Source organism: Haematomicrobium sanguinis DSM 21259 (genome assembly GCF_000688395.1).
In the GTDB taxonomy this organism is placed as follows: domain Bacteria; phylum Actinomycetota; class Actinomycetes; order Actinomycetales; family Micrococcaceae; genus Haematomicrobium; species Haematomicrobium sanguinis.
The window spans coordinates 60,962-85,952 of sequence record NZ_JIAG01000003.1 but is presented as its reverse complement, the minus strand read 5'-3'; the positions used below and the strand labels follow the sequence as shown (position 1 = coordinate 85,952).

The window sequence follows — 24,991 nt, the reverse complement described above, 5'->3', positions numbered from 1 at the left end:
AATACGCCTACCGTCAAGCTCACTTGTGCAAAAGAATCCCGGAAGATCCGTATTTTTCGCACGCCACGCCGAGCACCGGCGACCGTCGCATGGGCGTGCCGTCCGGACCCAAATAGCGCAAACACACTCACGGCGCACTAGGCTGAAAACCGTGCAGATCGGTACCGCTTCGTCAATCCCACGGCCCGCAACGCTCCACGAGCTTTTCGAGAGTTTCCGCACCGTTTTAGCGGCTAAACCGGTCCTGGTTTGGTACAACGCCGATGGCGAACGCATCGAACTGAGCGGCCGGGTCTTCCATAATTGGGTCTCCAAATCGGCGAACCTGATTACTCAGCACACCGAGAATCCGGATGCGCCGCACCTCACTCTCGACGCTCCGGTGCACTGGAAATCGCTTGCGCTGGCATTCGCCGCCTGGACGGCAAATTTTTCGCTCAACATTGAAGCCGAGGTTGAATCTGCCTCCGCGCATCTCGAGCCCGATATCCTTGCTACCTCCCGCTCCCTGGATGACGGGTGGCGCGATCTCCAGGGTCATCGTGAAAGCGACTATGCCGCGGTGATCCGCCTCGACACCACAAACCTTGGCACCGCGTTTGGCGGCGACCTTCACGTCATGGATATCGACTTTGCGCAAGAGATCCGTCTCGAAGCCGATGACTTCACCCCGCACCGGCGCTCGTCGCTGTCCTTGGATGAGCTCATCGAATCGCTCGAGCGAGCGGCACCCCAGGCGGGCAAGGCAACCGGTGGGGAACACGCCGTCGTACTTCTTGACGGAATTGATGCCGAACGCAACCCGCGGCACTTGAGTGCGGCGCTATCACGTGCGCTCTCGGTGTGGGCGCGGGGCGGCACGCTGGTGCTGGTGCAAGCGGGCACCGAGGATGTGGAGCGTGTGGCGCGCGCCGAACTGGCCGACACGCGAATCACGCTTTAGGGCTGCTGGCTGGGTAGCGGGCCGGTCGTGGTGGGAACTTGATCGCCGGGTTTGCCTGCGGCGACGGGTTGGACATGGTCTGCGCCCTCTTGGCCCTCGAAGAGTTCGTGGTCGCCGGCAAAGGCCGGATCCTGGTCCATTTCCTCGTTGAAGACCCAGAATCGGTAAGCAAACCAGCGGAAGATGGTGCCAAGCGCCACGCCGACAATATTGCCGGCGACAAACAGCCAGAACTTGTCGTTGATATTGAAGACGTACTTCGCCAGGCCCACGCAACCGGCCGCGATCGCGAGTCCAACGCCGTTCATGAGCGCGAACATCAGCCCCTCGCGCAGGGCGTTATTGCGTTTGCGGTGCCGGAAGGTCCAATACCGGTTGCCGAACCAGGCGAAAATGGTGGCCACGAGCGTTGCGACAACCTTGGCCTTGACCTCGCTATCGGACATCGGGCCGTGGAAAAGCCACCACGTGAGACCGGAGTCAATGATGAAAGCGATTCCGCCAATCACACCGAATTTGGCGAGTTCTCGCCAAAACAGTGACGCCAAGTTTTGCAACTTGGTGGTGATCCGGGTCAGCATGTCCCTCCGCGGTGTGATGGATGCCGGTGAAGCGCGGCAAAGATGGTCCAACTCATTATTGTAAGGCCAGATTCTGGGACGCGGCATGGCCTGGCGGGCGAAATTGCCGATCTCGATGGCGCGAGCCGCGCCGCACTTGGGTACGCTAATGAGCGTGAATTCTCCTGTGATTGGTGTTGTTGGCGGCGGACAATTGGCGCGCATGATGGCCGCGCCAGCGGTGGAAATGGGCCTCGAATTGCGGTGTTTGGCCGAATCGGCCGATGTATCCGCGGTGAGCGCCATTGTGGCCACCACTGTCGGTGATTACCGGGATTTTGCGACCCTCAACGCGTTTGCCGAGACTGTGGACGTTCTCACATTTGACCATGAGCATGTGCCCACCGAGTTTTTGACGGAATTGGTCGCGCGCGGTGTCGCGGTGCGGCCGGGACCTGAGGCGCTGATTTACGCGCAGGACAAGGTGAAGATGCGCGAGCGCATTGACGAACTCGGGTTGCCGAATCCGGCCTGGCGTGCCGTTTCCTCGGTTGCCGAGGTGGTGGCGTTTGGCGATGAGATTGGTTGGCCGGTGGTCGCCAAGACACCGCGGGGCGGCTATGACGGCAAGGGCGTGGCGGTGCTTCGCGAGAAGAACGACGCCGATGCCATCCTTGAGTGGTTTTCTTCCGGACAGGTGCTGGTTGAGCAGTTTGTGCCCTTTGAGCGCGAGTTGTCCGCCATGGCCGCGCGCAATGCTTCCGGCGACGTGGCGGTGTGGCCGGTGGTGCATACCGTCCAGGTCGATGGGGTGTGCGATGAGGTGTACGCGCCGGCCCCGGACCTGGATGCGACGGTGGCCGCGGCCGCGAGCGAAGCGGCCCGGCGCATTGGCAGCTCGTTGGGGATCGTCGGAACGTTTGCGGTCGAGATGTTTCAGGTGGGTGACTCCTTCCTTATTAATGAGTTGGCGATGCGCCCGCACAACACCGGTCACTGGACGCAAGACGGATGCACCGCCTCGCAGTTTGAACAGCACCTGCGCGCGGTAGCCGATTTGCCGTTGGCTTCGGTGTCGGTGCTGGGTTCGGGTACGGTCATGAAAAATATCCTCGGCGGTTCCAACGCGGATTTAGCGTCCATGTACGCATCTGCGTGGGCGGCGGCGCCGGAGGCGAAGATCCACAATTACGGAAAGTCGGTGCGCCCGGGGCGGAAGGTCGGGCATGTCAACATGCCGATCTCCAGCAATCTCGAAAGTTCTCTCGCTAAGGTCAGAGAAGTGGTCGAGATCATTCGGGAAGGAAAAACACCGTGAGCGAGTCTGTAGCAACTCACGCGCCCCGCGTGGGCATAGTGATGGGATCGGATTCGGATTGGTCCGTCATGAAGGAAGCGGCGTTGCTGCTGCAAGAGTTCGGTGTGGCGTTTGAGGCGGACGTGGTTTCCGCGCACCGCATGCCGGAGCAAATGATCTCGTATGGCCAGGCGGCTGCCGATCGCGGACTCGAAGTGATTATTGCCGGCGCCGGCGGCGCGGCGCATTTGCCGGGAATGCTGGCCTCGGTCACGACCCTACCCGTGGTGGGCGTACCGGTTCCGCTCAAGCATTTGGACGGCATGGATTCCTTGCTCTCCATTGTGCAAATGCCGGCCGGGATCCCGGTGGCGACGGTGTCCATTGGCGGCGCGCGGAATGCGGGTCTGTTGGCGGTGCGGATCCTGGCGGCTTCCGGCGACCCGGTCTTGCGTGAACGGCTCCGCGATTTTGCTGCCTCGCTGCAACAGAGCGCGTATGCCAAGGGCGAATCCCTTCGCGAACAGGTTGCCTCGATGAAAGCGGGCGAATGAGCTATCCCTCACACCCGAGCCCCGGTGCACGTGCGGCGGGCGCACGGCCGTCCGGTCTGACCGATCCGGTGCGCAATCCGGAAGCGGCAACCAATACGCAACGCACCAAGAGAGCATTTTTGCTGATTGTGCTCTCCTTCTTTATGCCCGGTGCGGCGCAAATTGCCGCCGGGAACAAGAAGCTGGGCCGCAAGGCGCTGGTCATTACGTTTGCCACCTGGTTGCTTGCCATTATTGCCATTGTGCTGGCCGTGGTGAACCGGGAAATGCTCATCAACCTGGTCACGAATCGCTTCTTGATCTTTGTGTGGATCGCACTGCTCATTTTCTTGGCGATCTTCTGGGTTGTCATGTTTCTCAACACGCTGCGGCTCCTGCAGGTGCGGCTTCTGGCACCGGGCTTGCGGGTGGTGACCGTGCTCATGGTGTTGGTGCTGACCATTGTTCCGGCCGCCGGTTTGGGCTACGGCGCCTATTTGCTCAACGTCACTCGCGGCACGATCAGCGAAATCTTCGATGCACGGCCCGCGATCGATCCGGTGGAGGGGCGCTACAACTTCCTCCTGATGGGCGGCGACGCCGGGGAGGATCGCTCCGGGCGCCGGCCAGATTCCATCGCCGTATTCAGCGTGGACGCCAAGACCGGCCAGGCCACCACCATTTCGATTCCGCGAAACCTGCAAAATGCGCCGTTCCCGGATGACTCTCCGCTGAAGAGCGTGTACCCGGAGGGGTACAACTGCGGCGACGAATGCATTATTAACAGCCTCTACACCGAGGTCACGAACAATTACGCGAACCTGTATCCGGACGCGAAAGACCCGGGCGCACAAGCCATGGTGGACGCCGCCGAAGGCGTGCTCGGCATGAAAATTCAGGCCTACGTGATCATTGACATGGCCGGTTTTGAACAAATGGTCAACGCACTTGGCGGGATCACCGTCAATGTCGGCAATTGGGTGCCGATCGAGTATTACGACATCCCCGGCACCACCCAAAAATACCCGCCCAAGGAATGGATTGCCCCAGGCACCCAGAAGCTCGATGGACGCCAGGCGCTGTGGTTCGCCAGGTCGCGGTATCTCTCCAATGACTATGAGCGCATTCTGCGTCAGCAATGCGTGCAACAAGCAATCATTAAACAGATCAACCCGCAAACGATTCTGACGAAGTTCGAGGAAATCGCGAACGCCGGAACCCAGGTGATTGAAACCGATATCCCGCAAGATCAGTTGGGCTCCTTCACCTCCCTGGCGATGAAGTCCCGGGATCAGCCGGTCATCCGTTTGACGGTCGGGCCGCCGGATATGGGTGACGACACGTTCACCACCTACCCGGACTTCGCCTACATTCAGCAACGCGTCGACGAGGTTTTGAACCCACCGAGCCCGGCAAGCGATGCCGGCGGCGGCGATCAAGGCTCGGCAGGTACCGGTTCCGGGAACGGTGGCAGCGATGCAGGCTCGGGTGACGCTGGCGCTGGCTCAGGCGACGCTGGTGCGGGTGACACGGGCGCAGGCTCGGGCGCGGGTGATGCGAATTCGCCGCGGCAAGCCACCTTGGAAGAGTTGCAGTACCTCGCCGAGATCGGCGATATTGCCACACTCACACAATTGGTGGCGGGCAACGGCCAGTGCTCGCCGGGATAATCCAGACGCTCTAGAACGAAAGCAGCACGCCGTGTACCTCCTTTCCAGCACCATCCGCGACTACGCCTGGGGCCGACTGAACGGGGTTTCCTCGCTCCTGGGAACCGCGCCGAGCGGCGGACCCGAAGCCGAGATGTGGATCGGCGCGCACCCGGACACGCCCTCGATCGCGCACGCCACACCCGAATCCGCGGACGCCAGCACCTCTGGCGTCCCGCTCAATGAGCTCATTAGCGAGGACCCCAACGCGCTCTTGGGCGAGGACGTCGCCCAAGAGTTCGAGGGGAAACTTCCGTTCCTGACTAAGATTCTCTCCGCCGGGGGCGCGCTCTCGCTTCAAGTGCACCCGAGCAAAGAACGCGCCAAAGAGCAGTTCGCTGCCGAGAACGCCGCCGGGCTCGCGCCCGATGCGCCCCACCGCAACTACCGCGACGACAATCACAAACCCGAGCTGATTTTCGCGCTCACCGACTTTGCCGCACTGTGCGGCTTCCGCCCGCTAGCCGAATCCGCGGCGATCTTCCGCTACTTTTCAACTCTCGCACCCGAGGGTACCGTCACCGCGCAGGTCGCCCGCACGGTGACCGAGCATCTTGTCGCGGCAGACTTAGAAGGCGCATTTCGCTACCTCATCAGCGGTGGCGAACAGATCGCCGAGGCGGCGCGCACTCTCGCGCTGACTCTCGAGGCACCCAAGGAGGATGAGGCACCCGGTGTGGGAAACGCCGTCGTAACTCTGCTGGCGTTGGCCAAGCAATACCCGGGCGATCCGGGGGTGCTGATTTCCGCGCTGCTCAACCGCGTGGATCTGGTGCCGGGGCAGGCGCTGTACCTGCCGGCGGGGAACGTGCACGCGTACCTGAGTGGGACCGGGGTGGAGGTGATGGCGTCCTCGGACAATGTGCTGCGCGGGGGCCTGACACCCAAGCACATCGACGTGCCGGAGCTGCTCGCCAATATCGATTTCACGCCGCTCGCGGTGCCGCTGATCACGCCGGTCGAGGACGAGTTTGGGCGCCAGATCGTGCGGCCGCCGTTTGAGGAGTTTCAGATTCAGGTGGTCGCCGCGCGCGGGGTCGAGCCGGTCTCGCTCGCGCAGAACGGGCCGCTGGTGTTTGTGCCGATCGTCGGGGAGTACGTGTTGGATTCGCCAAAGGGTGATCTGGTGGTTGCGCCCGGGTTCAGTGCGTTTGCGGGAGATCAAGAGGCGCCGGTGAACGCGCGGCTCGCCGAGGCGAGCGCGGAAGCTTTCGCGGATGCGAGCGCGGGCACGGCCGGGCGGGCGGGCGCGGGCGAGCGGGCGGTCGCGGACGTTTTCGCGGATGCGGGCGCGGCTGGCACTGGCCCGTACGACGGCGTTGCCCCCTTGGCCTTCGCCGTCACCGTCCCCCCAACTGTGTAGCGCGACACGCCGTATCTCATGCGGAAACCTCGGCGTGTCGCGCTACACAGATTCGGCGGGTTTAGACCGGGCGCTCGTAACTAGTCCACTTGGCGGCGCGGTGCTCGCCGTCGACGATGCGGGTGGTGCCGGACTTGGAGCGCATCACGATGGACTGGGTGAAGACCTTGTCCTTCCCGTAGCGGACACCTTTGAGGAGGTCGCCGTCGGTGATGCCGGTAGCGGCGAAGTAGCAGTTGTCGCTGGAGACGAGGTCGTTGGTGGTCAGCACGGCTTCCAGATCTAGCCCGGCTTCAAGCGCGCGCTCGCGCTCCTCCTCGCTGGTGGGCCACAACCGGCCTTGAATCACGCCACCGAGCGACTTGATCGCGCATGCGGCAACGATGCCTTCGGGCGTCCCGCCGATGCCCATGAGCGCGTCGACGCCGGTGCCTTCGCGCACGGCCGCGATTGCTCCGGCAACGTCGCCGTCCATGATGAAGCGGGTGCGGGCCCCGGCGTCCCGGATTTCTTGGACGAGTTCCTTGTGCCGATCGCGGTCCAGGATTTGCACGTTGAGCTGGCTGACCTTTTTGCCCTTGGCCTTGGCGATCAGGTGCAGGTTCTGCTTGACGGGGAGGCGCAGGTCCACCATGTCAGCGGCCTCGGGGCCGGTCACGAGCTTCTCCATGTAGAACACGGCGGAGGGGTCAAACATGGTGCCGCGCTCGGCCACGGCCAGGACGGCAAGTGCGTTGTTGATGCCAAGCGCGGTCAGACGGGTGCCGTCAATGGGATCCACAGCGACATCGACCTCGGGGCCGGTGCCATCGCCCACGCGCTCCCCGTTGAAGAGCATCGGGGCTTCGTCCTTTTCGCCCTCGCCGATCACGACGACGCCGTTGAAGTGTACGGTCTGCAGGAAGGAGCGCATGGCGTCCACGGCCGCGCCGTCGGCACGGTTCTTGTCGCCGAAACCGACCCAGTGCCCACCGGCGATCGCGGCGGCCTCGGTCACGCGCACCAGTTCGAGGGCGAGGTTGCGGTCCGGCTCGGTATCGCTCACGGCTAGTGCGGATGAGAGTGTGGAATACGAGTTTTCGGCGGACATAATCTCCCTCTTCGATGTGGCGTCATTGCTCCTCACACTGATCATATCCGTAGGGCACTAGAATGTTGGCGTGGATCCAGCGCAACAACCCCCTGCCCAACCCAAGCCGGTCATCACCGAATCCCAGGCGAAGCGCCTGCGCCAAAACATTAAGGGCATGGTGATTTCGGTGGCCGTCTGCCTGGCCATTGTGATCCCGATTTTCCTGCTTTCCCCCGGTGCAACAACGCAATCCTATGAGCGAAACGTCGATGTCGCGGCGATCGCCGACCAAGCCGAATCCTCGGTGGGATTCGCCCCGCTGGTGCCCACGCTCCCGGACGGCTGGCGCTCGAATTTCGCCCGAATCGAGGGCACCGCCGGCACCGATGTGCCGCGCTGGGAAGTGGGATATCTCACGCCGAATGACTCGTTCATTCAACTCACCCAGACCAATCAGACCAACCCCACCTGGATCGACCAGCAAGCCAAGGGCGCACCCATCACCGGCGAGCGCACGATCGAGGGAGTCACCTGGGAGTTGCGGGACCGCCCCGAACAGGGCACCGTGCTGAACTTCACCGACGGCACCAACACCGTACTTTTGAGCGGCAAAGCCAGCCTGGAGGACTTCGACACCCTGGCGAAGAACATCAACCTCGACGCTCTGAAAACGCCGGCCACCCCGTAAGGTGAATGCCATGACAACCCCCCTCTCCCCCGCCCAGGCCTATGACCGCCTCATGAAGGGCAACGCCCGCTTCGTCTCGGACACCTCGGAACACCCGAACCAGGACGCCGCCCGCCGCGCATCCCTGGTGGCCGGCCAAAGCCCCTTCGCGGTGGTGTTCGGGTGCGCCGATTCGCGCCTGGCCGCCGAAATCATTTTCGATCTGGGCCTCGGCGAAGCGTTCGTGGTGCGCACCGCCGGTCAGGTCATTGACGACGCGGTGCTGGGTTCCCTCGAGTACTCGATCGATGTCCTTGGCGTCCCGCTGATCGTGGTTCTGGGCCATGACTCCTGCGGCGCGGTGGTTGCCACCGAGGAGAGCGTGGACACCGGCGAAATGCCCAGCGGTTTTGTGCGCGATTTGGTCGAACGCATCACCCCTTCCGTGTTGCAGGCCCGCCGCGACGGCCACACCGACACGCACTCCGCGGTGGTCGAGCACGTCCGGCAGACCACGAGCCGCCTCGTCGACTCGTCCAAGGCCATCGCGAAGGCCACCGAAGAGGGCCGACTCGCCGTGGTCGGCCTCGCGTATCAGCTCGACAACGGTGCGGTCGGCGAGGTCAACGCTTTCGGCGCCCTCTAGCCCTCGCCCCCCTCGTTTCGCATCCCCACACCGCGTATTGAGAGCCGTGTGGGGGTCTCGAAACGCGGTACGGGGATGCGAAACGCGGGAAGCACGACGGCGATGCCTCCACCTTCGCGCCGCTCACCTTTTGCGCGGGTCGCCCGGGCGGATTTGTGGGCGCACGCGTCGAGGGCAAGAATAAGAATCATGAGTGATGACGCACCGGCTGCAAGCCCAGACTTCCGCATTGAACACGACACGATGGGCGAGGTGCGGGTCCCCGCCTCCGCCCTCTACGCCGCCCAGACCCAGCGCGCGGTAGAAAACTTCCCGATCTCCGGAACCACGCTAGAGCCCGCCCACATCCACGCCCTGGCGCAGATCAAGAAGGCCGCGGCCCTCGCCAACGCCGAACTCGGGGTCCTCGACGGGGATCGCGCCGACGCGATTTCCGACGCCGCGGACAAGGTCATCGCCGGAGACTATGACGACCAGTTCCCCATCGACGTGTTCCAAACCGGATCCGGCACCTCCTCCAACATGAACACCAACGAGGTGCTCGCCGCCCTCGCCAACCAGGCCCTGGAAGCGGCAGGCAGCGAGACCCGCGTTCACCCCAACGATCACGTCAACGCCTCCCAGTCCTCCAATGACGTCTTCCCCACCTCGGTACACGTCGCGGTCACCGGCGCATTGCTCAATGATTTGATCCCTGCGCTGACCTACCTGGACGCGTCGCTCGGACGCAAGGCCAAGGAGTTCGAAAACGTCGTCAAGTCCGGCCGCACCCACCTGATGGACGCCACCCCGGTCACCCTCGGCCAGGAGTTCGGCGGCTACGCGGCGCAGGTCCGCTACGGCATTGAGCGCATCGAGGCGACCCTGCCGCGCGTCGCCGAGGTTCCGCTCGGCGGCACCGCGGTCGGCACCGGCATCAACACCCCTGCCGGTTTTCCGCAGCGCGTCATCGCCCTGCTCGCCGAACAAACCGCGCTGCCCATCACCGAAGCACGCAACCACTTCGAGGCTCAAGCCAACCGCGACGGCCTCATCGAAGCGTCCGGCCAGCTGCGGGGCATCGCCTACTCGCTGATGAAGATCAACAACGATTTGCGCTGGCTCGGCTCCGGCCCCAACACCGGCCTCGGCGAAATCGCGATCCCGGACCTGCAACCGGGCTCCTCGATCATGCCGGGCAAGGTGAACCCGGTCATTTCCGAAGCCGCCATCATGGTGTGCGCCCAAGTGATCGGCAACGACACCACGATCGCACTCTCCTCCACTAACGGCGCGTTCGAACTCAACGTTGGCATCCCGGTCATGGCCGCGAACCTGCTGCAGTCCATCCGCCTGCTGACCAACACCGCCCGTCTCATGGCGGACAAGATGATCGACGGCATCGAAGCCAACGTCGACCGCGCCCGCTACCTCGCCGAGGCCTCGCCCTCGATCGTGACCCCGCTGAACAAGTACATCGGCTACGAGAACGCGGCCAAGATCGCCAAGAAGGCCGTCGCAGAGGGGCTCACCATCCGCCAGGCCGTCGAGGCGCTCGGCTACGTGGAGCGAGGCGAGCTGACCGAGGAACAACTCGATCAAGCCCTTGACGTGCTGTCCATGACCAAGGCACCCAAGGCCTAGACCCTCGTTTCCTGCCAGCCACAAACAACGACGGCGATGCTCACCTAGGTGCGCATCGCCGTCGTTCTTCTCCTCATCTATGTAGCGCGAAACGCCCATGTTGACGCAAACATGGGCGTTTCGCGCTACATAGACGGGGGTGCGGGGGCGCCGCGGGCGCGCCAAGTTTTGGGGGCGAGGCCGAAGTGCCGGGAGAATGCGCGGCTGAAGGCGGCCTCGGAGCCGTAACCGACGTCCTTGGCGATGGCGCCGATGGGGGCGGCGGTGGAGGTGAGCGCGCGGGCCGCCGCTTCCAGCCGCAGCTGGGCGAGGTAGCGGATGGGCGGCATGCCGACCAGCGCGGCGAATTTTGCGGAGAGTGTGCTGCGCGAAAGGTTGACCCGTGCGGCGAGTTCGGCCAGGTCCCAATCGCGGGCCGGGTCGCGGTGCATCGCGTTGAGGACGGCGTTGATGTGCGGATCGAGGGCGGCGATGAGCCAGCTTTCGCTGCGATTTTCGGTGCGCGACCAGCGGCGCAGCGCCTGGATGAGCACGAGTTCGAGGATGCGCTCAATCATCGAGCGGCCGCCGGGGAGCGGGTCGTCGAGTTCGGCGGCGAGGAGGTTGAGGCTCAGCGAGAGCCAGGGTTCGGCGTCGAGGTCGCCAAGGTCGATGAGGTAGGGGATGCTCGCGGATCCGGCCAGCGCCGATCGCTCGGTCAAGTCGAAGGTGATGGCGGTGAAGGTCGCGCCCTCGCAACGGATCGCGACGGGGTCCGCCGCGTTCATCAGCAGCGCGCGGCGAGCGATGAATTGCGCCGATGTTTCTCCGGGCCACACGCTTCCCGACTCCAGGATGAGGAGTGCGTGGCCGGGGAGCGTGATGGTTGCGGTACGGGCGGTGGCGCGGTGCACTTCCTGCGCCTTGAGCCGTAACCCGTCGAGGTACTCGGAAAACACGTCCGGACGTTCGGCAAAGTTTTCAAGGATTTGAGTCATGGTTATTTGCCGTGCTTCCTGCCTATGGTGTTGTGGTCATGCTATTTGGCGTGACGCACAAAATCTACCGAGAGGTGTATCCGATGGCAGAGAAAACCAACATCATCTTGGTCCACGGCGCGTGGGGGGACGGCGGTCATTGGCGAAACGTCATCCCAACCCTGCTGGATCGCGGACACAATGTCACGGCGGTGCAGATTCCGCTGACGTCCCTGGACGAGGACGTCGCCCGGGTCCGCCAACTGGCCGATGATCAGGACGGCCCCACCATTTTGGTGGGCCACTCCTATGGTGGCGCGGTCATTACCGGCGCTGGCGACAGCGAGAACGTCAAGGGTCTGGTGTACATTGCCGCGTTTGCCCCGGATGAGGGCGAGAGCCTCGGCCAACTTCTCGGCGAAGGCGAGGAAGGCGAAGGGGCCGGCGGCAGTGCGATCGCTCCCGACGATCACGGCTACCTGTGGATTGACAAGGACAAGTTCCAATGGGCGTTCGCCGAGGACGTGGATGATGAAGACGCCCGCGTCATGGCCGTGACGCAGAAGCCGATCGCCGGCGCCATTTTTGAGACCGGGATGACGAATCCCGCGTGGAAGAACAAGCCGGTGTGGTATCAGGTTTCGAGCAATGATCGGATGATCCCGCCGTCGGTGGAGCGCATGATGGCCAAGCGCATGAACCCGGTCAAGGCGATCGAATTGGAGGCGAGCCACGCCTCGCTCGCATCCCAGCCGTACAAGGTTGCCGAGCTGATTTTGGACGCGGCCGAGAGCCTCTAGCCCCGCCCTCCCCCCGCGTTTCGCATCCCCGCACCGCAAACTTAGAGCCGTGTGCGGGGATGCGAATGCGGTACGGGGATGCGAAACGAGAGGGGGTAGGCTCAGAAGGGTCGAGAGAATTCCGCCGCGGCCAGCCACGCACTCGTGCCAACCGCGGCATCCGCGATTTTCAGGAGGCCCCCGATGGCGCAATCCATTGCCGAACAGATCATTTCGCAACTGCAGGCCGCCGGAGTGCGCCGCATCTACGGGATTGTGGGCGACAGCCTCAATCCGATCGTGGACGCCGTGCGCCGCACCGGCGGTAGCGCGAAAGGCGGCATCGACTGGATCCACGTGCGCCATGAGGAAGCCGCCGCCTTCGCGGCCGCCGCAGACGCGCAACTCACCGGAGAACTCGCGGTCTGCGCGGGAAGTTGCGGCCCGGGCAACCTGCACCTGATCAACGGCCTCTATGACGCGAATCGCTCCGGCGCGCCGGTGGTAGCGATCGCCTCGCACATTCCCAGCCGCCAAATCGGCTCCGACTACTTCCAAGAAACGCACCCGGACCGGCTTTTCAACGAATGCTCGGTCTACTCCGAGCTCGTCTCTACCCCGGACCAGTGCCCTCGCGTGGTCAATTCGGCGATCCAACATGCGGTGGGATTGGGCGGTGTCTCCGTCATCACTCTTCCCGGCGACATCGCCGATGAGGACGCAACCGCGAAAGCACCGCTCACCGTGGACTTCACCCGCGGCACCCTCCACCCCGCCGACGGCCCGATCAACCGCCTCGCCGAGGCCATCAACAGCACCGACAAGATCGCGATCTTCGCCGGTGCCGGCGCCGAGGGCGCACACGATGAAATCATCGCCTTCGCCGAAAAAATCGGCGCACCCATCGGCCACAGCCTGCGCGGCAAAGACTTCATCCAATATGACAATCCGCTCGACATTGGCATGACCGGCCTGCTCGGTTACGGCGCGGCCGCGGCCGGCATCGATGACGCGGAACTTCTGATCCTGATCGGCACCGACTTCCCCTATGACCAGTTCCTCTCCGATGACGCAATCACCGCGCAAATCGACCGCGCCCCGGAAAAACTCGGCCGCCGCACCAACGTGGACATTGCCGTTCACGCCGATGTGCTCCCCACCCTCGAGGCCCTGGACCGGCTGGTTCAGCCCAAAAAGAACCACCGCTTCCTGGACGCAATGCTGAAAAAGCACAAGCGCCTGATGACAAAATCGGTGCGCGCGTACACCCGCAAGGTCGAGAAGCTCACCCCCATCCACCCGGAGTACGCCGCCGCAATGCTGGACGCGATCGCCGCCGAGGACGCGATTTTCACCGCCGACACCGGCATGTGCAACGTGTGGAGCGCCCGCTACATCAACCCCAACGGTAAGCGCCGCCTGATCGGCTCCTACCTCCACGGCTCGATGGCGAACGCGCTGCCGCAAGCCATCGGCGCGCAAATCGCGTACCCGGATCGCCAGGTCGTCGCCATGAGCGGGGACGGCGGCCTCTCCATGCTGCTTGGCGAATTGCTCACCGCGGCCGCCTACCAGCTCCCGCTCAACGTGGTGGTCTTTAACAACTCGACGCTCGCCATGGTGAAACTGGAAATGCTGGTGGACGGGCTCCCCGATTTCGGCGTCGACGTCCCCGCGGTCAACTACGCCGACCTGGCCGCCGCGATCGGCTTCACCACCTTCCGCGTCGAGGACCCGCGCGAGCTCGAAGGCTGTTTCCGCAAGGCCTTCGCCACGCCTGGCCCCACTCTGATTGACGTTGTCACCGACCCGAACGCCCTTTCCATCCCGCCAAAAATCAAGGGCGACCAGGTATTCGGATTCGCCACCGCAATGTCCAAAATCGTGCTCGGCGGCGGCGCGGGCGAGGCGGTCGCGATGGTCCGCTCGAATTTGCGCAACATCCCGCGCAGCTAAGGTGCCACACCTCACAGCGCAATAAATTGCACTATTTATCCTAGAGTGCAAAACTTTACTTTGTGACCCATAGTGCAAAGTACGACGGCGATGCCTCCTCCCGCAGCGCCCCTCGCCTGAGCGAGGGATTGCGCGAGCAAAAGCGGCGCGCGACCCGCGAGGCCATCGCGCGCGCTTCGCTAGCGCTTTCTGCCGAACTGGGTTTCTCCCACTACACGGTGGAACAGGTCTGCGAGCGCGTGGGCATATCCCGGCGCACGTTCTTCAACTATTTCGCCACCAAGGAAGACGCCATTTTAGGCATGCATGAGGATGGCTTCCCCGAGGCCGCGGTGCAGAGCTTCATGGATTCTCGGCCGGCCACACCCGCTGGCGAGGTGTCGGAGAGCCTCATCGATGATTTTGCACGCTTCATGGGCGATGTCGCCGCCGAGCACCCGGACGCGAAGAATGACTTCGCGCTCATGATGCAGGCGATCGAGAAGGACTCCAAGCTCCTCACGCTGCTCATCAACCATTCGCAACGCTGGGAAAGCCGATATCTCGAATTGGTTGCCGCGCGCGAGCGCCTGGATGTCGCCGACCCGCGCATTGTCAGCGCCGTCTGGCTCATCACGAATCTGTGGCGCAATGTCGCTTTCGAGTTCTATGGCAGCGGCGCTCAAGAGCACACCCACCAGGAATTTGTGGACGCGCTTCGCGAACGCCTCGAAGTCCTCCGCACTCTCCTTCACTAACCACTCCCCCACCCAGGAAAACTCATGACACAGACATCTACCGCGGCTGCGCCTGCGCCCGCCCCCGTTGCGCTCACCCAACGGCGCATCTGGATCATCTTTGCAGCACTCATCTCCGGCATGCTGCTCTCCAGCTTGGATCAAACCATTGTCTCCACCGCGATGCCCACCATTGTGGGCCAACTCGGCGGCGTGGAATACCAAGCCTGGATTACCACCGCATACCTGCTCGCGACCACCATTGTGATGCCGATCTACGGCAAGTTCGGCGACGTACTGGGTCGCCGCAATTTGTTCCTGATCGCGATCGCGCTCTTCACGCTGGCCTCGGTAGGAGCCGCTTTCGCCTCCGATTTTTGGGTCTTTGTCGCCTTCCGGGCCATGCAGGGTCTGGGCGGCGGCGGCCTGATGATCCTCTCCCAGGCGATCATCGCGGACATTGTTCCGGCGAATGAGCGCGGCAAGTACATGGGGCCCCTAGGCGGCATTTTCGGCCTGTCTGCCGTGGCCGGCCCGCTTCTTGGCGGATACTTTGTGGACCATCTGACCTGGCAGTGGGCGTTCTATATCAACATCCCGATCGGCATTGCGGCCTTCATCGTCGCCTGGTTCACCTTGACCCTGCCGAACAAGAAGCCGGAGAAACGGATCGACATCCTCGGCGTCATCACCCTGTCCGCCGCCACCACGGCGCTCATTTTCTTCACCGAGTTCGGCGGCAATAAGGACTACGGTTGGGACGCACCCGAGACCTGGTTCATCGGTGCCGGTTTGTTGGTGGCCGTCATCGCGTTCATTGCCGTGGAGCGCCGCGCCCAGGACCCGATCATCCCGCTTGGCCTGTTCAAGAACCGCATTTTCATTAACGCCACGGCGATCGGCTTCACGCTTGGTCTGGGCATGTTCGCCGCCCTCGCGTTCGTTCCGACATTCCTGCAAATGTCCTCCGGCACCTCAGCCGCGGTCTCGGGATTGCTGATGCTCCCGATGATGGTGGGCCTCTTCGCGACATCCATCTTCTCCGGCATCGCCATCACCAAAACCGGCCACTACAAGATGTACCCGATCATTGGCACACTGCTGACCATTGGGGCGATGCTCTGGATGACGACCCTCACCGCCGCCACCCCGATCTGGATCATCTGCGTGCAGCTGTTTTTCTTCGGCGCCGGACTCGGTTTCATCATGCAAGTCATCGTCCTGGTAGTGCAGAACGCGGTCTCCCCGACGATGATCGGCACCGCCACCAGTACGAACAACTACTTCCGCGAGGTTGGCGCCTCCCTCGGCGTCGCGGTCTTCGGCGCGATCTTCACATCTCGACTGTCCGAGAAGTTGACCGAGGCGTTCACTGCCGCCGGTGCCACCGGCGATCAGGCGAGCCAAGCCACCTCCACCATCGATCCGCAAAAGCTCGCCGAACTGCCCGCCCCGGTTCGCGACGCGATCGTCAACGCCTATGCGGATTCGCTGGCCCCGGTGTTCTGGTACCTGATCCCGTTCCTGGTGGTCGCGCTCATTCTCGCGCTGACCCTGAAGCAAATCCCGCTCTCGGACGTCGCCGGTATGGTGGCGCGCGGCGAGGCGGTCTCCGGGCAGGAAGCGAAAGATATGGAAGCTGCCGCACGCGCGGCAAAGGGCGGGGCCAAGACTTCTGTCGCGGCCCCCGAAGCTGGTACCGCCCCGACGCACGACGGCGATGCCTCACCCGGGCGCGAGACCCCGCCGTCCGCCTAACCTCCCCCACCCAGTTGACGCAGATTACCGAAGTTGTGCGGAATTCCGCACAACTTCGGTAATCTGCGTCAACTTTTCTTAGCCGTGGCGCGGGGTGCGGCGGCTGATCAAGAACACCGCGACACCCGCCAGCAGCAGTGCCGTCCCGACGCCCAGCATCGGGCCGTTCAGCGAGGCGCCGGTCTCAGGGAGCGTACCCCCGCCCTGCACGTTGGTGTCGCTTCCGGGCAGCGCCGGTCCGGCAACCTGTACCGATACCGGAGCCACGCCGAATGCCGACTTATCCGGGTTCTCCACCACGAAGACGAAATCCTGGAATTCCTTCTTGTCCTGAACCCGGTACTGGAAACCCTGGTTGAACTGGATCGTCGAGGAGTACACGATGGTGCCGTTCGCGTCGGCCTTGAGCCCTTCCTGGATCCAGATAACCCCGTCGCTGTAGGGCAGGCCCAGCAGTGCTCGGACGGTTTCGCCCGGGGCAAATCCGGTTGCGGTCAGGGTGAAGGGATCCCCATAGTTGTAGGTCGACTTGTCGGTACTCAATTCAACCGGGTAGCGCACCTGAATGGTGTTGCTTTCAGCCACAATCTTCTTGTTGGCATCCAGGGCAATAACCTTGTACTTGCCCGGCTGGATGACCCACGGGACGGGGAGCTCTCCGGACCCGGCACCGCTCGCATCGACGGTCGCGGTGATCCCGTTATAAATGTTCCCATCGATGGCCGATCCGTCGGGATGTACCAGTTGCAATTCGTAGGTTTGGTCGGCGTCAAAACCGTTCAGGCCGACGTTCACGCTCTCACCGGGCACTGCCATTTCCGGCGTGGTCAAGGTTGGCGAGGGGGCGGGAGTCGCGCCGCCTTCGGATTGAATCGTGGCCGAACTCACGGCAACGATTGTGCCCTCGGCATTCGTGACAAAGATATCGAAGTCACCGTACGCTACCGCGGCGTCCCGGGTTGGATCGGCCGCGAAATCCTCGCGGCTAATCCCGATCGTGACCGCCGAGGTGCCATCGTTTCCGGCAACAAGGCCGGTCATGGATGTGCCTTTGCCGGTGATCGGATGGCGGACCTCGAAGTCGAAGGTGGATCCGGGAACCAGCCCCGTGATCTGAGCAATCATCGTGTCGCCCCAATTGAACTTATTCATGTTCAAGGAGATGTTCCCCTCGTGCTTAAGCTCAAAGACGTTGCTGACCCCGGTGATCCCGGTGGTGAGGTCCGTAACTTGCAATCGGTATGGTCCATCCTGCCTAAAATCGCCGATCACAAAATCCATCGTCGCGTTGCCTTGGGCGTCCGCGGTACCGACCACGATAGGCGGTGGTTCGGTCATGGATTGTCCTGCCTGCGGCAGTAGTTCTACCGCGAATTCGCCCCCGTACACAATGCCCCCGATCGTGATGGGCAGATTTCCGGGTCCCGTCTCGGTGACACCGCCGAGGTCAATTTCGGGGTGCACGTCCGGTCCATCCGGGGTCGGAGTTGGGCTTGCCGTTTCCGAGGGGGCCGCGGTGCTGGTTGGGGTTGCGCTCGGAGACGCGATCGCCGTTTCGCTCGGTTCGCTAGTGGCAGTGGGGGATTCGGTGACGGCCGGGTCCTCGGTGGGTGCCCCTGAATCGGTAACTGAGGGCTCAGGCGTGGGATCCGCCGTCGGTTCCTCGGTTGCGTCGGTCGGGGTCGCGGCGGCGCTCGGGGTCTCCGCGGCGGTGGACGGATCCGTTGGCTCGCTTGTCGTTTGCGCCATGGCCCCGGTGACGGGAAGCGCAGCGAGAGCCAGCGCCGCAATGAGTGCGACCGGTCCCCTCAAACGGTGCGTGTTCATGATGACTCCTGTGTGTAGGCGGCAATAGTGCCGTTTCGGTACCCACCGGAAAAGTGGGTGATGTCACAGGAATTGCCGCGAGAACGCCACCGGTTACTCTCGAAACCTAAATGTTACATAGGGCCGCCGATCGCGGCCACGGAAGCGGGAATCAGCGCAAATAATCGGGTAGCGGTTCCTTGCCGAGCGCAACCGCTACCCGTCGGGTGTGAGCCGGACGCATCGGCGGTAAGTCCTCTGGAGCAAACCACGCTACGTCGGCGGATTCGTCGTCGTTCACCATTGCCTGACCACCCACATAGGCGCACCGGAACGCCAAGGTGAGGAACTGGGACCGATCCCCATTCGCGAAGGTGACCACATCGGTGGTGCTGACCTCGATCAACCGCTCCACGCGAGCCTGGACGGCGGTTTCCTCTTCGATTTCGCGAAGCAGCCCGTCAACGGGATGCTCGCCCGGATCCAGCATGCCGGTGATGGTGGTCCACTCGCCGTTATCGGCGCGGCGTCCCAGCAGCACTTCGCCCGCCTTGTTGATCACCACGCCGGCGACCCCGGGGCTCCACATCAGGTCATGGCCGATCTTTTTCCGGAGCTCAAGGACAAAGTCTGGGGTGGGCATGAGGCGAATCTATCACGCGAAAATTAGGGCGAGCGTGCTGCCGAGGATGAGATACGGGCCAAAGGCGATGGCGGTTTTTCTGGTGGCGCGCCGGGCCGCAACCAGGGCGAGGCTCACCAGTCCGGCGGCCAGGAACGCGAGCAGGAGCGCCCAAAGAATCGCCTCCACGGACACAAAACCAAGATAGGCGCCCAAGAGTGCTACCAGCTTGACGTCGCCGTATCCGATGGCCGGCGGATGGATAAATCTGATCAGGAAGAAGACCGCAAACGCCCCGGCCGCCCCGCCCACCGCACCGAGGGCCCGCATGGGCTCTCCCGCAAGCAGCCCGGTCACGCACAAGAGCGGAAGGGCAACGGCGAGCCCGGGAAAAATGATCCTGTTCGGGAGCCGGTGCTCGCGAAAGTCGATCACCGTGAGGGTCGCCGTCGCAGCGACATACACCGCCAGCGCGAGAACAAGAAACACACCGGCGAGTGCGCTGCTCCCCCATATGTCCCCCACAAGTTCCACCATGAGCACACGGTATCCCACATCCGGTGCGCGGCGCTGGCGCGCGCCCTAGACTTGTGGATATGTCTGCCATGACGCTCACCCCGGACTCCTTCCGCAATCTTGCCCGCTCCTCGCCGTGGCGGTGGGATTCGTTGCGATTCACGGTGTCCGCGCCCGGCGACAACGCAGCTGCCACGCGCTTTTGGGTGCGCCGCCCCGGCGCCCTCCGGGTGGAGAATGCGGACGGCCAGTTGCTCTACAGCACCACGAGCATCAACGATTCGCGTGCGGATTTTTACGTTGCCGACACCCGCGCGTCCTGGCTTTTGCCCCCGCAATTGGTCACCCCGGTCTATGACGATCAGGGCCTGGTGACCCGCCGCCCCCAGGCCGCCTACGGCGAGCCGATCTACCAAGACGCGCACTTCGCGGCGTTGCTGGACCCCGCGGAGATCGCCGGCAGTGCGCCGGTGGCATTTGAAACACCCTACTTGAATCCGACCCGCCTCGATGACCTGCGGGAGGAGGATATTGACGGGCGCCGGGCGTGGGTCGCTACCCTCACCCGCACGCCGTATTACCGGCCCGCATACCCCGGTTTCGAGCTCGTGGCTGAGGCCCCGACCGAGATCGCTTTGGACCTGGACACTGCGGTGTGCGTGCGCAGCCGCGCGCTGGATGGGCCGCACGCGGGCGCGGGACACGACCTGAAAATCCTGGGAGTCGACGAATACATGCTGGACGAACTCTTCATCCCGGACGACGCCCCGCTCACCGACGTGCGCGAGCACATCTCCTGGTCCCTCCGCTCCCCGTCTATGTAGCGCGACACGCCGAGGAAATGCGGTTTTCCTCGGCGTGTCGCGCTACATAGATGAGGAAGGACGACGGCGATGCTCGCCTTTCTCGGCGGGACGCGCCATGGAATTTCGGTCACCCGCAGGCGGGGCTCGGGGTGCTCTCGCTCATCGCCAACTCAGCGTAGACTTCTGGCCGGACGTGCACACTGGATAGGAGCATTTCACTTGCAAGAGGGGGAAGGCATGGAAAGCGGAGCAAGGCGTGCGGGCGAAGGGCCGTCCCGGGAGCGCCCGCGCATCCTTCACGATATGCCCACGCCGGTGACTCCCGAGGTGGTCTCGGCCACCTCGTTCCTGCGCCAGGTCAATTCCCAAGCGACTTTGCGCGCGCTGCGTTTGGCCGAAGAGCCCTTGCGGCTCACCGATCTGCACGAGGTCACCGGCCTCTCCCGACCGACGCTATCCACCGTTCTGGATTCCCTAGTAAGTCTGGGTTGGGTCAGCGAAACACCGGCACCGGCAAGCAACGGTGCGCGCGGTCGACCCGCACGGCTGTTTGCCTTCAACGAAGATTTCGGAGCGGTCGCCGGTGTGGACGTCGATCTGCATTCGGTCACGGTGCGTATTGCGAACCTGGGCCTCAACACGCTCGCGGAAGTAACCTTTGAGCCAGAAAGCGTGGACTCGTTAGATGCACACTGGCTGCATCGAATTCTCGGTGCCGCCACGGCTAAGGCAGGCATCGACCTTTCGGCGCTCTTGGCCGTGACCCTATCGGTGCCCGGTGTGGTGGGCCCTGACGGCGGCATCTCGCGTTCGGTGGTCTTGCCCTCGTGGCAGGAGTCTTCCATCGGCGCCGACCTCGCGCGGTTGCTTGCGGCAAGGGTGGCCGTGGAAAACGATGCCAATCTCGCGGCCCTAAGCGAGGGATTGCACCGCCCCGATCTCAAGAATGTGATCGTCGTGTTGGTTCGACGCCGCGCCTCCGCCGGGATCATATTGAACGGCCGCCTGCACCGGGGCAGCAATGGTGCTGCGGGCGAAATCGGCGCGCTGGAGGAAGTGGGATGGTCCAAGATTGACACTCCGCTTGCGGGGATCGCCGCGCTACCGGACAAGGAACGTCGCTTGCGGATCCAGGAGGTCGCACGCGAATTTAACTCCGGGCTGGCCGCTCTCGTGTTGTCCTTCGACCCCGATGCAGTCGTCGTCACCGGGATACCGGAGGAGATCGGAATCGCGCTCAGTGAGAACCTGGAAACCGAGATTGCCCCCCGCGTGCTGACACCGACCGCTGTGCTGCCGGGGCTCTCTGGACCGGATTCGGTACTGGATGGCGCTGTTCGCAATGCGCTGGAACTTGCCGACGCCACCGTCTTTACCGCATAGCCAAGAGCAGTATTACCGACCGTGAACCCTCCAACTCTTGATTTATGCAATGACCTTGCATATTATCTAGATCACATCGAGCTCAGAGCTCGGCTCGTTTCACTCGTGAAGGGTTTCACCATGACACTGCCGTCTCGCAGAACTGTACTCGCTGCGTTCACTACCGGAGCGATGGGGCTGACCCTCGCCGCATGTGGTCAGAAAGTTTCGGGCGCAACGCAAGCCACCGAGGCCGCGTCGGGTAGCACCGTCGACTACTGGACGTCTTGGCCCGCTGACACTCCGCAAGCCAAAATTTTCGCCGAAGCCGCCAAGGAGTTCCAGGCGGAAAGCGGCGTCACCATCAAGATTCGCACACTGGGACAAACCGGGCGGCAGGACATCATTAACGCGGCGGCCACCGGTTCCGGCCCGGACATGTTTGATAGCGCCCCGGACCACGTCCCGGTATTCCGCGAACGCGATCTCATCGCGGACTTAAATCCCATTCTCGACGCACAAATCTACGGCGAAGATGCCACCGTCCGTTCGGTATTTGTGGAACCAGTTCTCAAGAGTTCTTCGGATAATCAGGGTCAAGGGTTTATCCCGCACACCATCTTGTCCGGCGGTATCTGGTTCGATGCAGCCAAGCAACCAGAATTGGCTTCCAACGCCCCGCAAACCTGGGATGACCTCGTCAAGTTCATGACCGAAGCGAAAGCTCAAGGGCAGATCCCCATCGCCCAAGAGGGTGGCAACTCCTCCTACAACATTCTCTGGTTCTACTGGTTGATGCTTCGCAGTGCCGGTGCCGGAAGCATCCTCAACCTCGGCCAAGACGCATCTGCCTGGGACGATCCGCGGGTTCTTGAAGCGGCCAAGCAGGTTGCCATGCTCCGGGAAAAGAACTTCTTCCAAAAAGGCTACGAGGGTTCGCGTTACCCCAACGCACAAAACGCCTGGGCGCAAGGAGACTATGTGCTGGACAACAACGGCTCGTGGCTAGCCGGTGAAGTCAAGGCCGTGGCGCCCAGTTCCGCGAAGCTCTCAACGTTCGCGTTTCCCGAATTCGGAGACTCGTCCCAGCCCGTTGCCGAGCTCAACACCTTGGGATGGTGTGTGTCCAGCAAAGCCAAGAACGCGGCCGGCGCCCAGCAGTTCATCATCTTCCTTGTCAACAAGAAATGGGCGGACAAGATCGGTACAGATGCACTGAATATTCCGGCCCGCAAAGACGCCGTGGCCCCGGAGTCCTTGCAGGCAATGCAGAAGAACGTCTTGGAAGCGACCCAAACCACGGGCTACATGGACAACGCCCCGGCGAAGATCCCCGCGTGGTTCAAGGACACGATGCTTCCGCTCAGCGACCAACTCATCTTCGGCCAAGTCACGCCGGAACAGTTTGTCGGCCAAGGAAAATCCAAGACCGAAGAATTCCTTAAGTCCAACAAGTGAAAACACTCGCACATAAGAAGGGACTGCGGGCGTTCCTGATGCCCGCGGTCCTGATCTACACGCTACTGTTTGTCCTCCCGTCCATTGTAGGGTTTTATTTCAGTCTGACCGAATGGTCTGGACTGGGTGTAGAGCCGAAGTTCATTGGCCTGAGCAACTACATTGAGGTGCTCACGAACCCTACCTTTTTGCAGTCTTTCGGCAACACTGTGGTGCTTGCCGTCGCCGGCGGGATACTCGTGTTCGCGGTTGCTTTCGGATCGATGGTCGTGATGCAGCAAATGCGCGGCCGCAAATTCCTGAGGTCCATCATTTACCTGCCGAACATCATCTCCCCGATAGCCATCGGCGCCGCACTTAGCTTCGCGCTTGACTCGCGGGGCGCTCTCAACGGGGTTCTCGGGTTCTTTGGGATTCCCCCGCAAAATTGGCTGGGACCCGATCTCGTCTTTATGTGCATCATTGTGGGCCTCGCCTGGTCCGCCGCGGGATTTTATGCGCTCATCTTGCTGGCAGCTGTCGATACCATCCCCAAGGAACTCTATGAGGCGGCCAAGCTAGAAGGCGTGACGAAGGTTCAGGCGTTTCGCACCATCACGCTTCCCCTCACCTGGGATGTCTTTGCCACTGCTGCAACATTGTGGGTCATCGGCTCGCTCAAGATTTTTGAGATTGTGCTGGCGTTTACCGGAAGCGCTAACTCGACGGTCCCACCCGGAGCGCGCACTGTAGCCGTTCAACAGTTCCTGCTCTTTAACGGAAATTCTGGGCTTCCCCAACTTGGCATTGCCGCCGCCATCGGCGTCCTCATGGTGATCCTATCGGCGATCTTGCTGGTCCTGGTTCGCCTGCTGACCCGCAGAGAAAGAGTCGAATTTTGAGCACCACTATGACCGCCCCGGATAAAACCGTCACCCCGACTCACCGAAACGCCGTAGCTTCGCAGCCCACTCCTAGCGCATGGCGCAGGTTTACCCGTTTCTGCGGCGACTCGCTGGTCCCCTGGCTGTGCAAGTTCATGTTGTGGGCCTGGGGAATCTTCAATATCGGTCTGCTCGTCTGGGTGATCATGACGTCCTTCAAATCGACGTCAGAAATACTTTTAGGCCCATTTGCTCTTCCCTCCAAGATCGAGTGGGACAACTACGTCACGGCATGGACGGTAGCGGGCTTCGGCCAGGCCACCTTGGCGACCCTCGTCTTTGTCGGTGCAACGCTGATCATTGTGCTCGCCGTATCCACTCCGGCCGCTTACGCACTTGCACGCATGACCGGACGCGGCGCAGATCGGTTGACCTACTACTTTGCCTTAGGAATCGCTCTTCCCATGCAAAGCGTGCTCATTCCTTTTTTCCTCATGAACACCTCATTCGGAATGTTCATGGTGGATTGGGTCACCGGGGTCTGGGACCCCAGGATCGGGCTCATCATTTTGTACTCGGCGACAGCCATCCCATGGACGGTGTTCATTTTGACGGCCTTCTTCAAGTCATTGCCGGCCTCGCTCGAAGAGGCGGCCGCACTGGACGGCGCGGGGCCGTGGACGACCTTCCGCCGCATCATGCTTCCACTCGCTAAAGGACCCCTGACAACCGTCGCCATGATTACCGCCATCGGCGCCTGGAATGAAACGCTCCTTGTTTTGGTGTTGGTCCCAGACGGAGCGCTACGCACTCTTCCTGCGGCATTGCTCAACATGTATTACTCCCTCCAATACACCTCCAATTGGGGCGCCCTTTTTGCCGGGGTCGTCCTCGTGATTGGGCCCATCGTTCTGCTGTACGCCTGGGCAGGCAGACGAATTGTCGAAGGTGCCACCATGGGCGCCGTCAAGTAAGGAGAT

23 protein-coding genes are annotated in these 24,991 nt (G+C 62.6%); 17 read left to right on the top strand and 6 right to left on the bottom strand.

Annotated elements, in window-relative coordinates; genetic code table 11:
• The first annotated feature begins 151 nt into the window (after window positions 1-151).
• Window positions 152-943 (top strand): TIGR03089 family protein, encoded by a 792-nt coding sequence (locus tag O148_RS16940; RefSeq protein WP_026529789.1) that lies wholly within the window; start codon window positions 152-154, stop codon window positions 941-943.
• On the opposite strand, the gene O148_RS14575 is transcribed toward O148_RS16940, so the two are convergent.
• Window positions 940-1,524 carry a GtrA family protein gene (locus tag O148_RS14575; RefSeq protein ID WP_051619778.1) on the bottom strand — a complete coding sequence of 195 codons (585 nt, stop codon included), beginning with the start codon at window positions 1,522-1,524 and terminating at the stop codon, window positions 940-942. The two genes, O148_RS16940 and O148_RS14575, sit on opposite strands and share 4 nt — an antisense overlap.
• Before the next feature lie 148 nt (window positions 1,525-1,672).
• Between O148_RS14575 and O148_RS0103380 the strand changes: the two genes are divergently transcribed.
• The 4 genes from O148_RS0103380 to manA are packed head-to-tail and all read left to right on the top strand — an operon-like array spanning window position 1,673 to window position 6,405.
• The gene (locus O148_RS0103380) at window positions 1,673-2,821 is read left to right on the top strand and encodes a 5-(carboxyamino)imidazole ribonucleotide synthase (RefSeq protein WP_035744816.1); all 1,149 of its coding nucleotides are present in this window, start codon (window positions 1,673-1,675) and stop codon (window positions 2,819-2,821) included.
• A gap of 41 nt (window positions 2,822-2,862) precedes the next feature.
• A complete protein-coding gene (purE, locus tag O148_RS0103375) occupies window positions 2,863-3,354 on the top strand; it encodes a 5-(carboxyamino)imidazole ribonucleotide mutase (protein WP_051619818.1) in 492 nt (163 codons plus the stop codon).
• Window positions 3,351-5,003 carry an LCP family protein gene (locus O148_RS0103370; protein ID WP_026529786.1) on the top strand — a complete coding sequence of 551 codons (1,653 nt, stop codon included), beginning with the start codon at window positions 3,351-3,353 and terminating at the stop codon, window positions 5,001-5,003. Before purE ends, O148_RS0103370 begins: the two co-directional genes overlap by 4 nt.
• Before the next feature lie 31 nt (window positions 5,004-5,034).
• Window positions 5,035-6,405 (top strand): mannose-6-phosphate isomerase, class I, encoded by a 1,371-nt coding sequence (manA, locus tag O148_RS14570; RefSeq protein ID WP_075204266.1) that lies wholly within the window; start codon window positions 5,035-5,037, stop codon window positions 6,403-6,405.
• A gap of 61 nt (window positions 6,406-6,466) precedes the next feature.
• Here manA and glpX read toward each other — a convergent pair whose 3' ends face one another.
• Entirely contained in the window at window positions 6,467-7,495 is a 1,029-nt protein-coding gene (gene glpX / locus O148_RS0103360; RefSeq protein WP_026529785.1) for a class II fructose-bisphosphatase, read from the bottom strand.
• A 70-nt stretch (window positions 7,496-7,565) separates the two neighbouring features.
• On the opposite strand from glpX, the gene O148_RS0103355 reads away from it, so the two are divergent.
• The 3 genes from O148_RS0103355 (at window position 7,566) to O148_RS0103340 (ending at window position 10,413) form a co-directional block, all read left to right on the top strand.
• Window positions 7,566-8,165, top strand: coding sequence for a DUF4245 domain-containing protein (locus tag O148_RS0103355; protein ID WP_026529784.1), 600 nt, complete (start codon window positions 7,566-7,568; stop codon window positions 8,163-8,165).
• A gap of 10 nt (window positions 8,166-8,175) precedes the next feature.
• Window positions 8,176-8,790, top strand: a complete 615-nt coding sequence (locus O148_RS0103350; protein WP_026529783.1) for a carbonic anhydrase — start codon at window positions 8,176-8,178, stop codon at window positions 8,788-8,790.
• A gap of 189 nt (window positions 8,791-8,979) precedes the next feature.
• Window positions 8,980-10,413: a class II fumarate hydratase gene (locus O148_RS0103340; protein WP_026529781.1), complete on the top strand. Its 1,434-nt coding sequence runs from the start codon at window positions 8,980-8,982 to the stop codon at window positions 10,411-10,413.
• Window positions 10,414-10,538: 125 nt separating this feature from the next.
• Here the strand turns inward: O148_RS0103340 and O148_RS16935 are convergent, their stop codons facing one another.
• Entirely contained in the window at window positions 10,539-11,390 is an 852-nt protein-coding gene (locus O148_RS16935; RefSeq protein ID WP_051619777.1) for a helix-turn-helix domain-containing protein, read from the bottom strand.
• A gap of 83 nt (window positions 11,391-11,473) precedes the next feature.
• Here O148_RS16935 and O148_RS0103330 point away from each other — a divergent pair, with 83 nt between their 5' ends.
• The 4 genes from O148_RS0103330 to O148_RS14555 all read left to right on the top strand — a co-directional run bounded on the left by O148_RS0103330 (window position 11,474) and on the right by O148_RS14555 (window position 16,578).
• Window positions 11,474-12,169 carry an alpha/beta hydrolase gene (locus tag O148_RS0103330; protein WP_026529780.1) on the top strand — a complete coding sequence of 232 codons (696 nt, stop codon included), beginning with the start codon at window positions 11,474-11,476 and terminating at the stop codon, window positions 12,167-12,169.
• 183 nt (window positions 12,170-12,352) lie between these two features.
• Window positions 12,353-14,104 (top strand): pyruvate dehydrogenase, encoded by a 1,752-nt coding sequence (locus O148_RS0103325; protein WP_026529779.1) that lies wholly within the window; start codon window positions 12,353-12,355, stop codon window positions 14,102-14,104.
• 62 nt (window positions 14,105-14,166) lie between these two features.
• Window positions 14,167-14,841 (top strand): TetR/AcrR family transcriptional regulator, encoded by a 675-nt coding sequence (locus O148_RS16930; protein WP_051619776.1) that lies wholly within the window; start codon window positions 14,167-14,169, stop codon window positions 14,839-14,841.
• Window positions 14,842-14,865: 24 nt separating this feature from the next.
• Complete coding sequence (locus tag O148_RS14555; RefSeq protein ID WP_051619775.1) at window positions 14,866-16,578, top strand: MDR family MFS transporter; 1,713 nt, start codon at window positions 14,866-14,868, stop codon at window positions 16,576-16,578.
• Window positions 16,579-16,656: 78 nt separating this feature from the next.
• Here the strand turns inward: O148_RS14555 and O148_RS16925 are convergent, their stop codons facing one another.
• From O148_RS16925 to O148_RS0103300, 3 genes are all read right to left on the bottom strand, one after another.
• Window positions 16,657-18,405, bottom strand: coding sequence for an LPXTG cell wall anchor domain-containing protein (locus O148_RS16925; protein ID WP_026529778.1), 1,749 nt, complete (start codon window positions 18,403-18,405; stop codon window positions 16,657-16,659).
• A gap of 151 nt (window positions 18,406-18,556) precedes the next feature.
• Window positions 18,557-19,027 carry an NUDIX hydrolase gene (locus tag O148_RS0103305; protein ID WP_026529777.1) on the bottom strand — a complete coding sequence of 157 codons (471 nt, stop codon included), beginning with the start codon at window positions 19,025-19,027 and terminating at the stop codon, window positions 18,557-18,559.
• Window positions 19,028-19,039: 12 nt separating this feature from the next.
• The gene (locus tag O148_RS0103300) at window positions 19,040-19,543 is read right to left on the bottom strand and encodes a prepilin peptidase (protein WP_026529776.1); all 504 of its coding nucleotides are present in this window, start codon (window positions 19,541-19,543) and stop codon (window positions 19,040-19,042) included.
• A 59-nt stretch (window positions 19,544-19,602) separates the two neighbouring features.
• Between O148_RS0103300 and O148_RS0103295 the strand changes: the two genes are divergently transcribed.
• The 5 genes from O148_RS0103295 (at window position 19,603) to O148_RS0103275 (ending at window position 24,985) form a co-directional block, all read left to right on the top strand.
• Window positions 19,603-20,346, top strand: coding sequence for a hypothetical protein (locus O148_RS0103295; protein WP_026529775.1), 744 nt, complete (start codon window positions 19,603-19,605; stop codon window positions 20,344-20,346).
• 219 nt (window positions 20,347-20,565) lie between these two features.
• Window positions 20,566-21,711 carry an ROK family transcriptional regulator gene (locus O148_RS16920; RefSeq protein WP_051619773.1) on the top strand — a complete coding sequence of 382 codons (1,146 nt, stop codon included), beginning with the start codon at window positions 20,566-20,568 and terminating at the stop codon, window positions 21,709-21,711.
• 120 nt (window positions 21,712-21,831) lie between these two features.
• Complete coding sequence (locus O148_RS0103285; protein WP_157374473.1) at window positions 21,832-23,148, top strand: ABC transporter substrate-binding protein; 1,317 nt, start codon at window positions 21,832-21,834, stop codon at window positions 23,146-23,148.
• Entirely contained in the window at window positions 23,145-24,029 is an 885-nt protein-coding gene (locus O148_RS14540) for a carbohydrate ABC transporter permease (protein WP_051619772.1), read from the top strand. The genes O148_RS0103285 and O148_RS14540 overlap by 4 nt, the downstream gene beginning before the upstream one ends.
• The gene (locus O148_RS0103275; RefSeq protein WP_157374472.1) at window positions 24,026-24,985 is read left to right on the top strand and encodes a carbohydrate ABC transporter permease; all 960 of its coding nucleotides are present in this window, start codon (window positions 24,026-24,028) and stop codon (window positions 24,983-24,985) included. The genes O148_RS14540 and O148_RS0103275 overlap by 4 nt, the downstream gene beginning before the upstream one ends.
• The last annotated feature ends 6 nt before the right edge of the window (window positions 24,986-24,991 follow it).

Coding starts and splice junctions, on each gene's coding strand:
- O148_RS0103330 (WP_026529780.1), top strand. CDS start 11,474: ATGGCAGAGAAAACCAACATCATCTTGGTCCACGGCGCGTGGGGGGAC.
- O148_RS0103380 (WP_035744816.1), top strand. CDS start 1,673: ATGAGCGTGAATTCTCCTGTGATTGGTGTTGTTGGCGGCGGACAATTG.
- O148_RS16935 (WP_051619777.1), bottom strand. CDS start 11,390: ATGACTCAAATCCTTGAAAACTTTGCCGAACGTCCGGACGTGTTTTCC.
- O148_RS0103325 (WP_026529779.1), top strand. CDS start 12,353: ATGGCGCAATCCATTGCCGAACAGATCATTTCGCAACTGCAGGCCGCC.
- O148_RS16920 (WP_051619773.1), top strand. CDS start 20,566: ATGGAAAGCGGAGCAAGGCGTGCGGGCGAAGGGCCGTCCCGGGAGCGC.
- glpX (WP_026529785.1), bottom strand. CDS start 7,495: ATGTCCGCCGAAAACTCGTATTCCACACTCTCATCCGCACTAGCCGTG.
- O148_RS0103340 (WP_026529781.1), top strand. CDS start 8,980: ATGAGTGATGACGCACCGGCTGCAAGCCCAGACTTCCGCATTGAACAC.
- O148_RS0103350 (WP_026529783.1), top strand. CDS start 8,176: ATGACAACCCCCCTCTCCCCCGCCCAGGCCTATGACCGCCTCATGAAG.
- O148_RS0103295 (WP_026529775.1), top strand. CDS start 19,603: ATGTCTGCCATGACGCTCACCCCGGACTCCTTCCGCAATCTTGCCCGC.
- O148_RS0103370 (WP_026529786.1), top strand. CDS start 3,351: ATGAGCTATCCCTCACACCCGAGCCCCGGTGCACGTGCGGCGGGCGCA.
- O148_RS0103285 (WP_157374473.1), top strand. CDS start 21,832: ATGACACTGCCGTCTCGCAGAACTGTACTCGCTGCGTTCACTACCGGA.
- O148_RS14555 (WP_051619775.1), top strand. CDS start 14,866: ATGACACAGACATCTACCGCGGCTGCGCCTGCGCCCGCCCCCGTTGCG.
- purE (WP_051619818.1), top strand. CDS start 2,863: ATGGGATCGGATTCGGATTGGTCCGTCATGAAGGAAGCGGCGTTGCTG.
- O148_RS16925 (WP_026529778.1), bottom strand. CDS start 18,405: ATGAACACGCACCGTTTGAGGGGACCGGTCGCACTCATTGCGGCGCTG.
- O148_RS14575 (WP_051619778.1), bottom strand. CDS start 1,524: ATGCTGACCCGGATCACCACCAAGTTGCAAAACTTGGCGTCACTGTTT.
- O148_RS0103305 (WP_026529777.1), bottom strand. CDS start 19,027: ATGCCCACCCCAGACTTTGTCCTTGAGCTCCGGAAAAAGATCGGCCAT.
- O148_RS0103300 (WP_026529776.1), bottom strand. CDS start 19,543: ATGGTGGAACTTGTGGGGGACATATGGGGGAGCAGCGCACTCGCCGGT.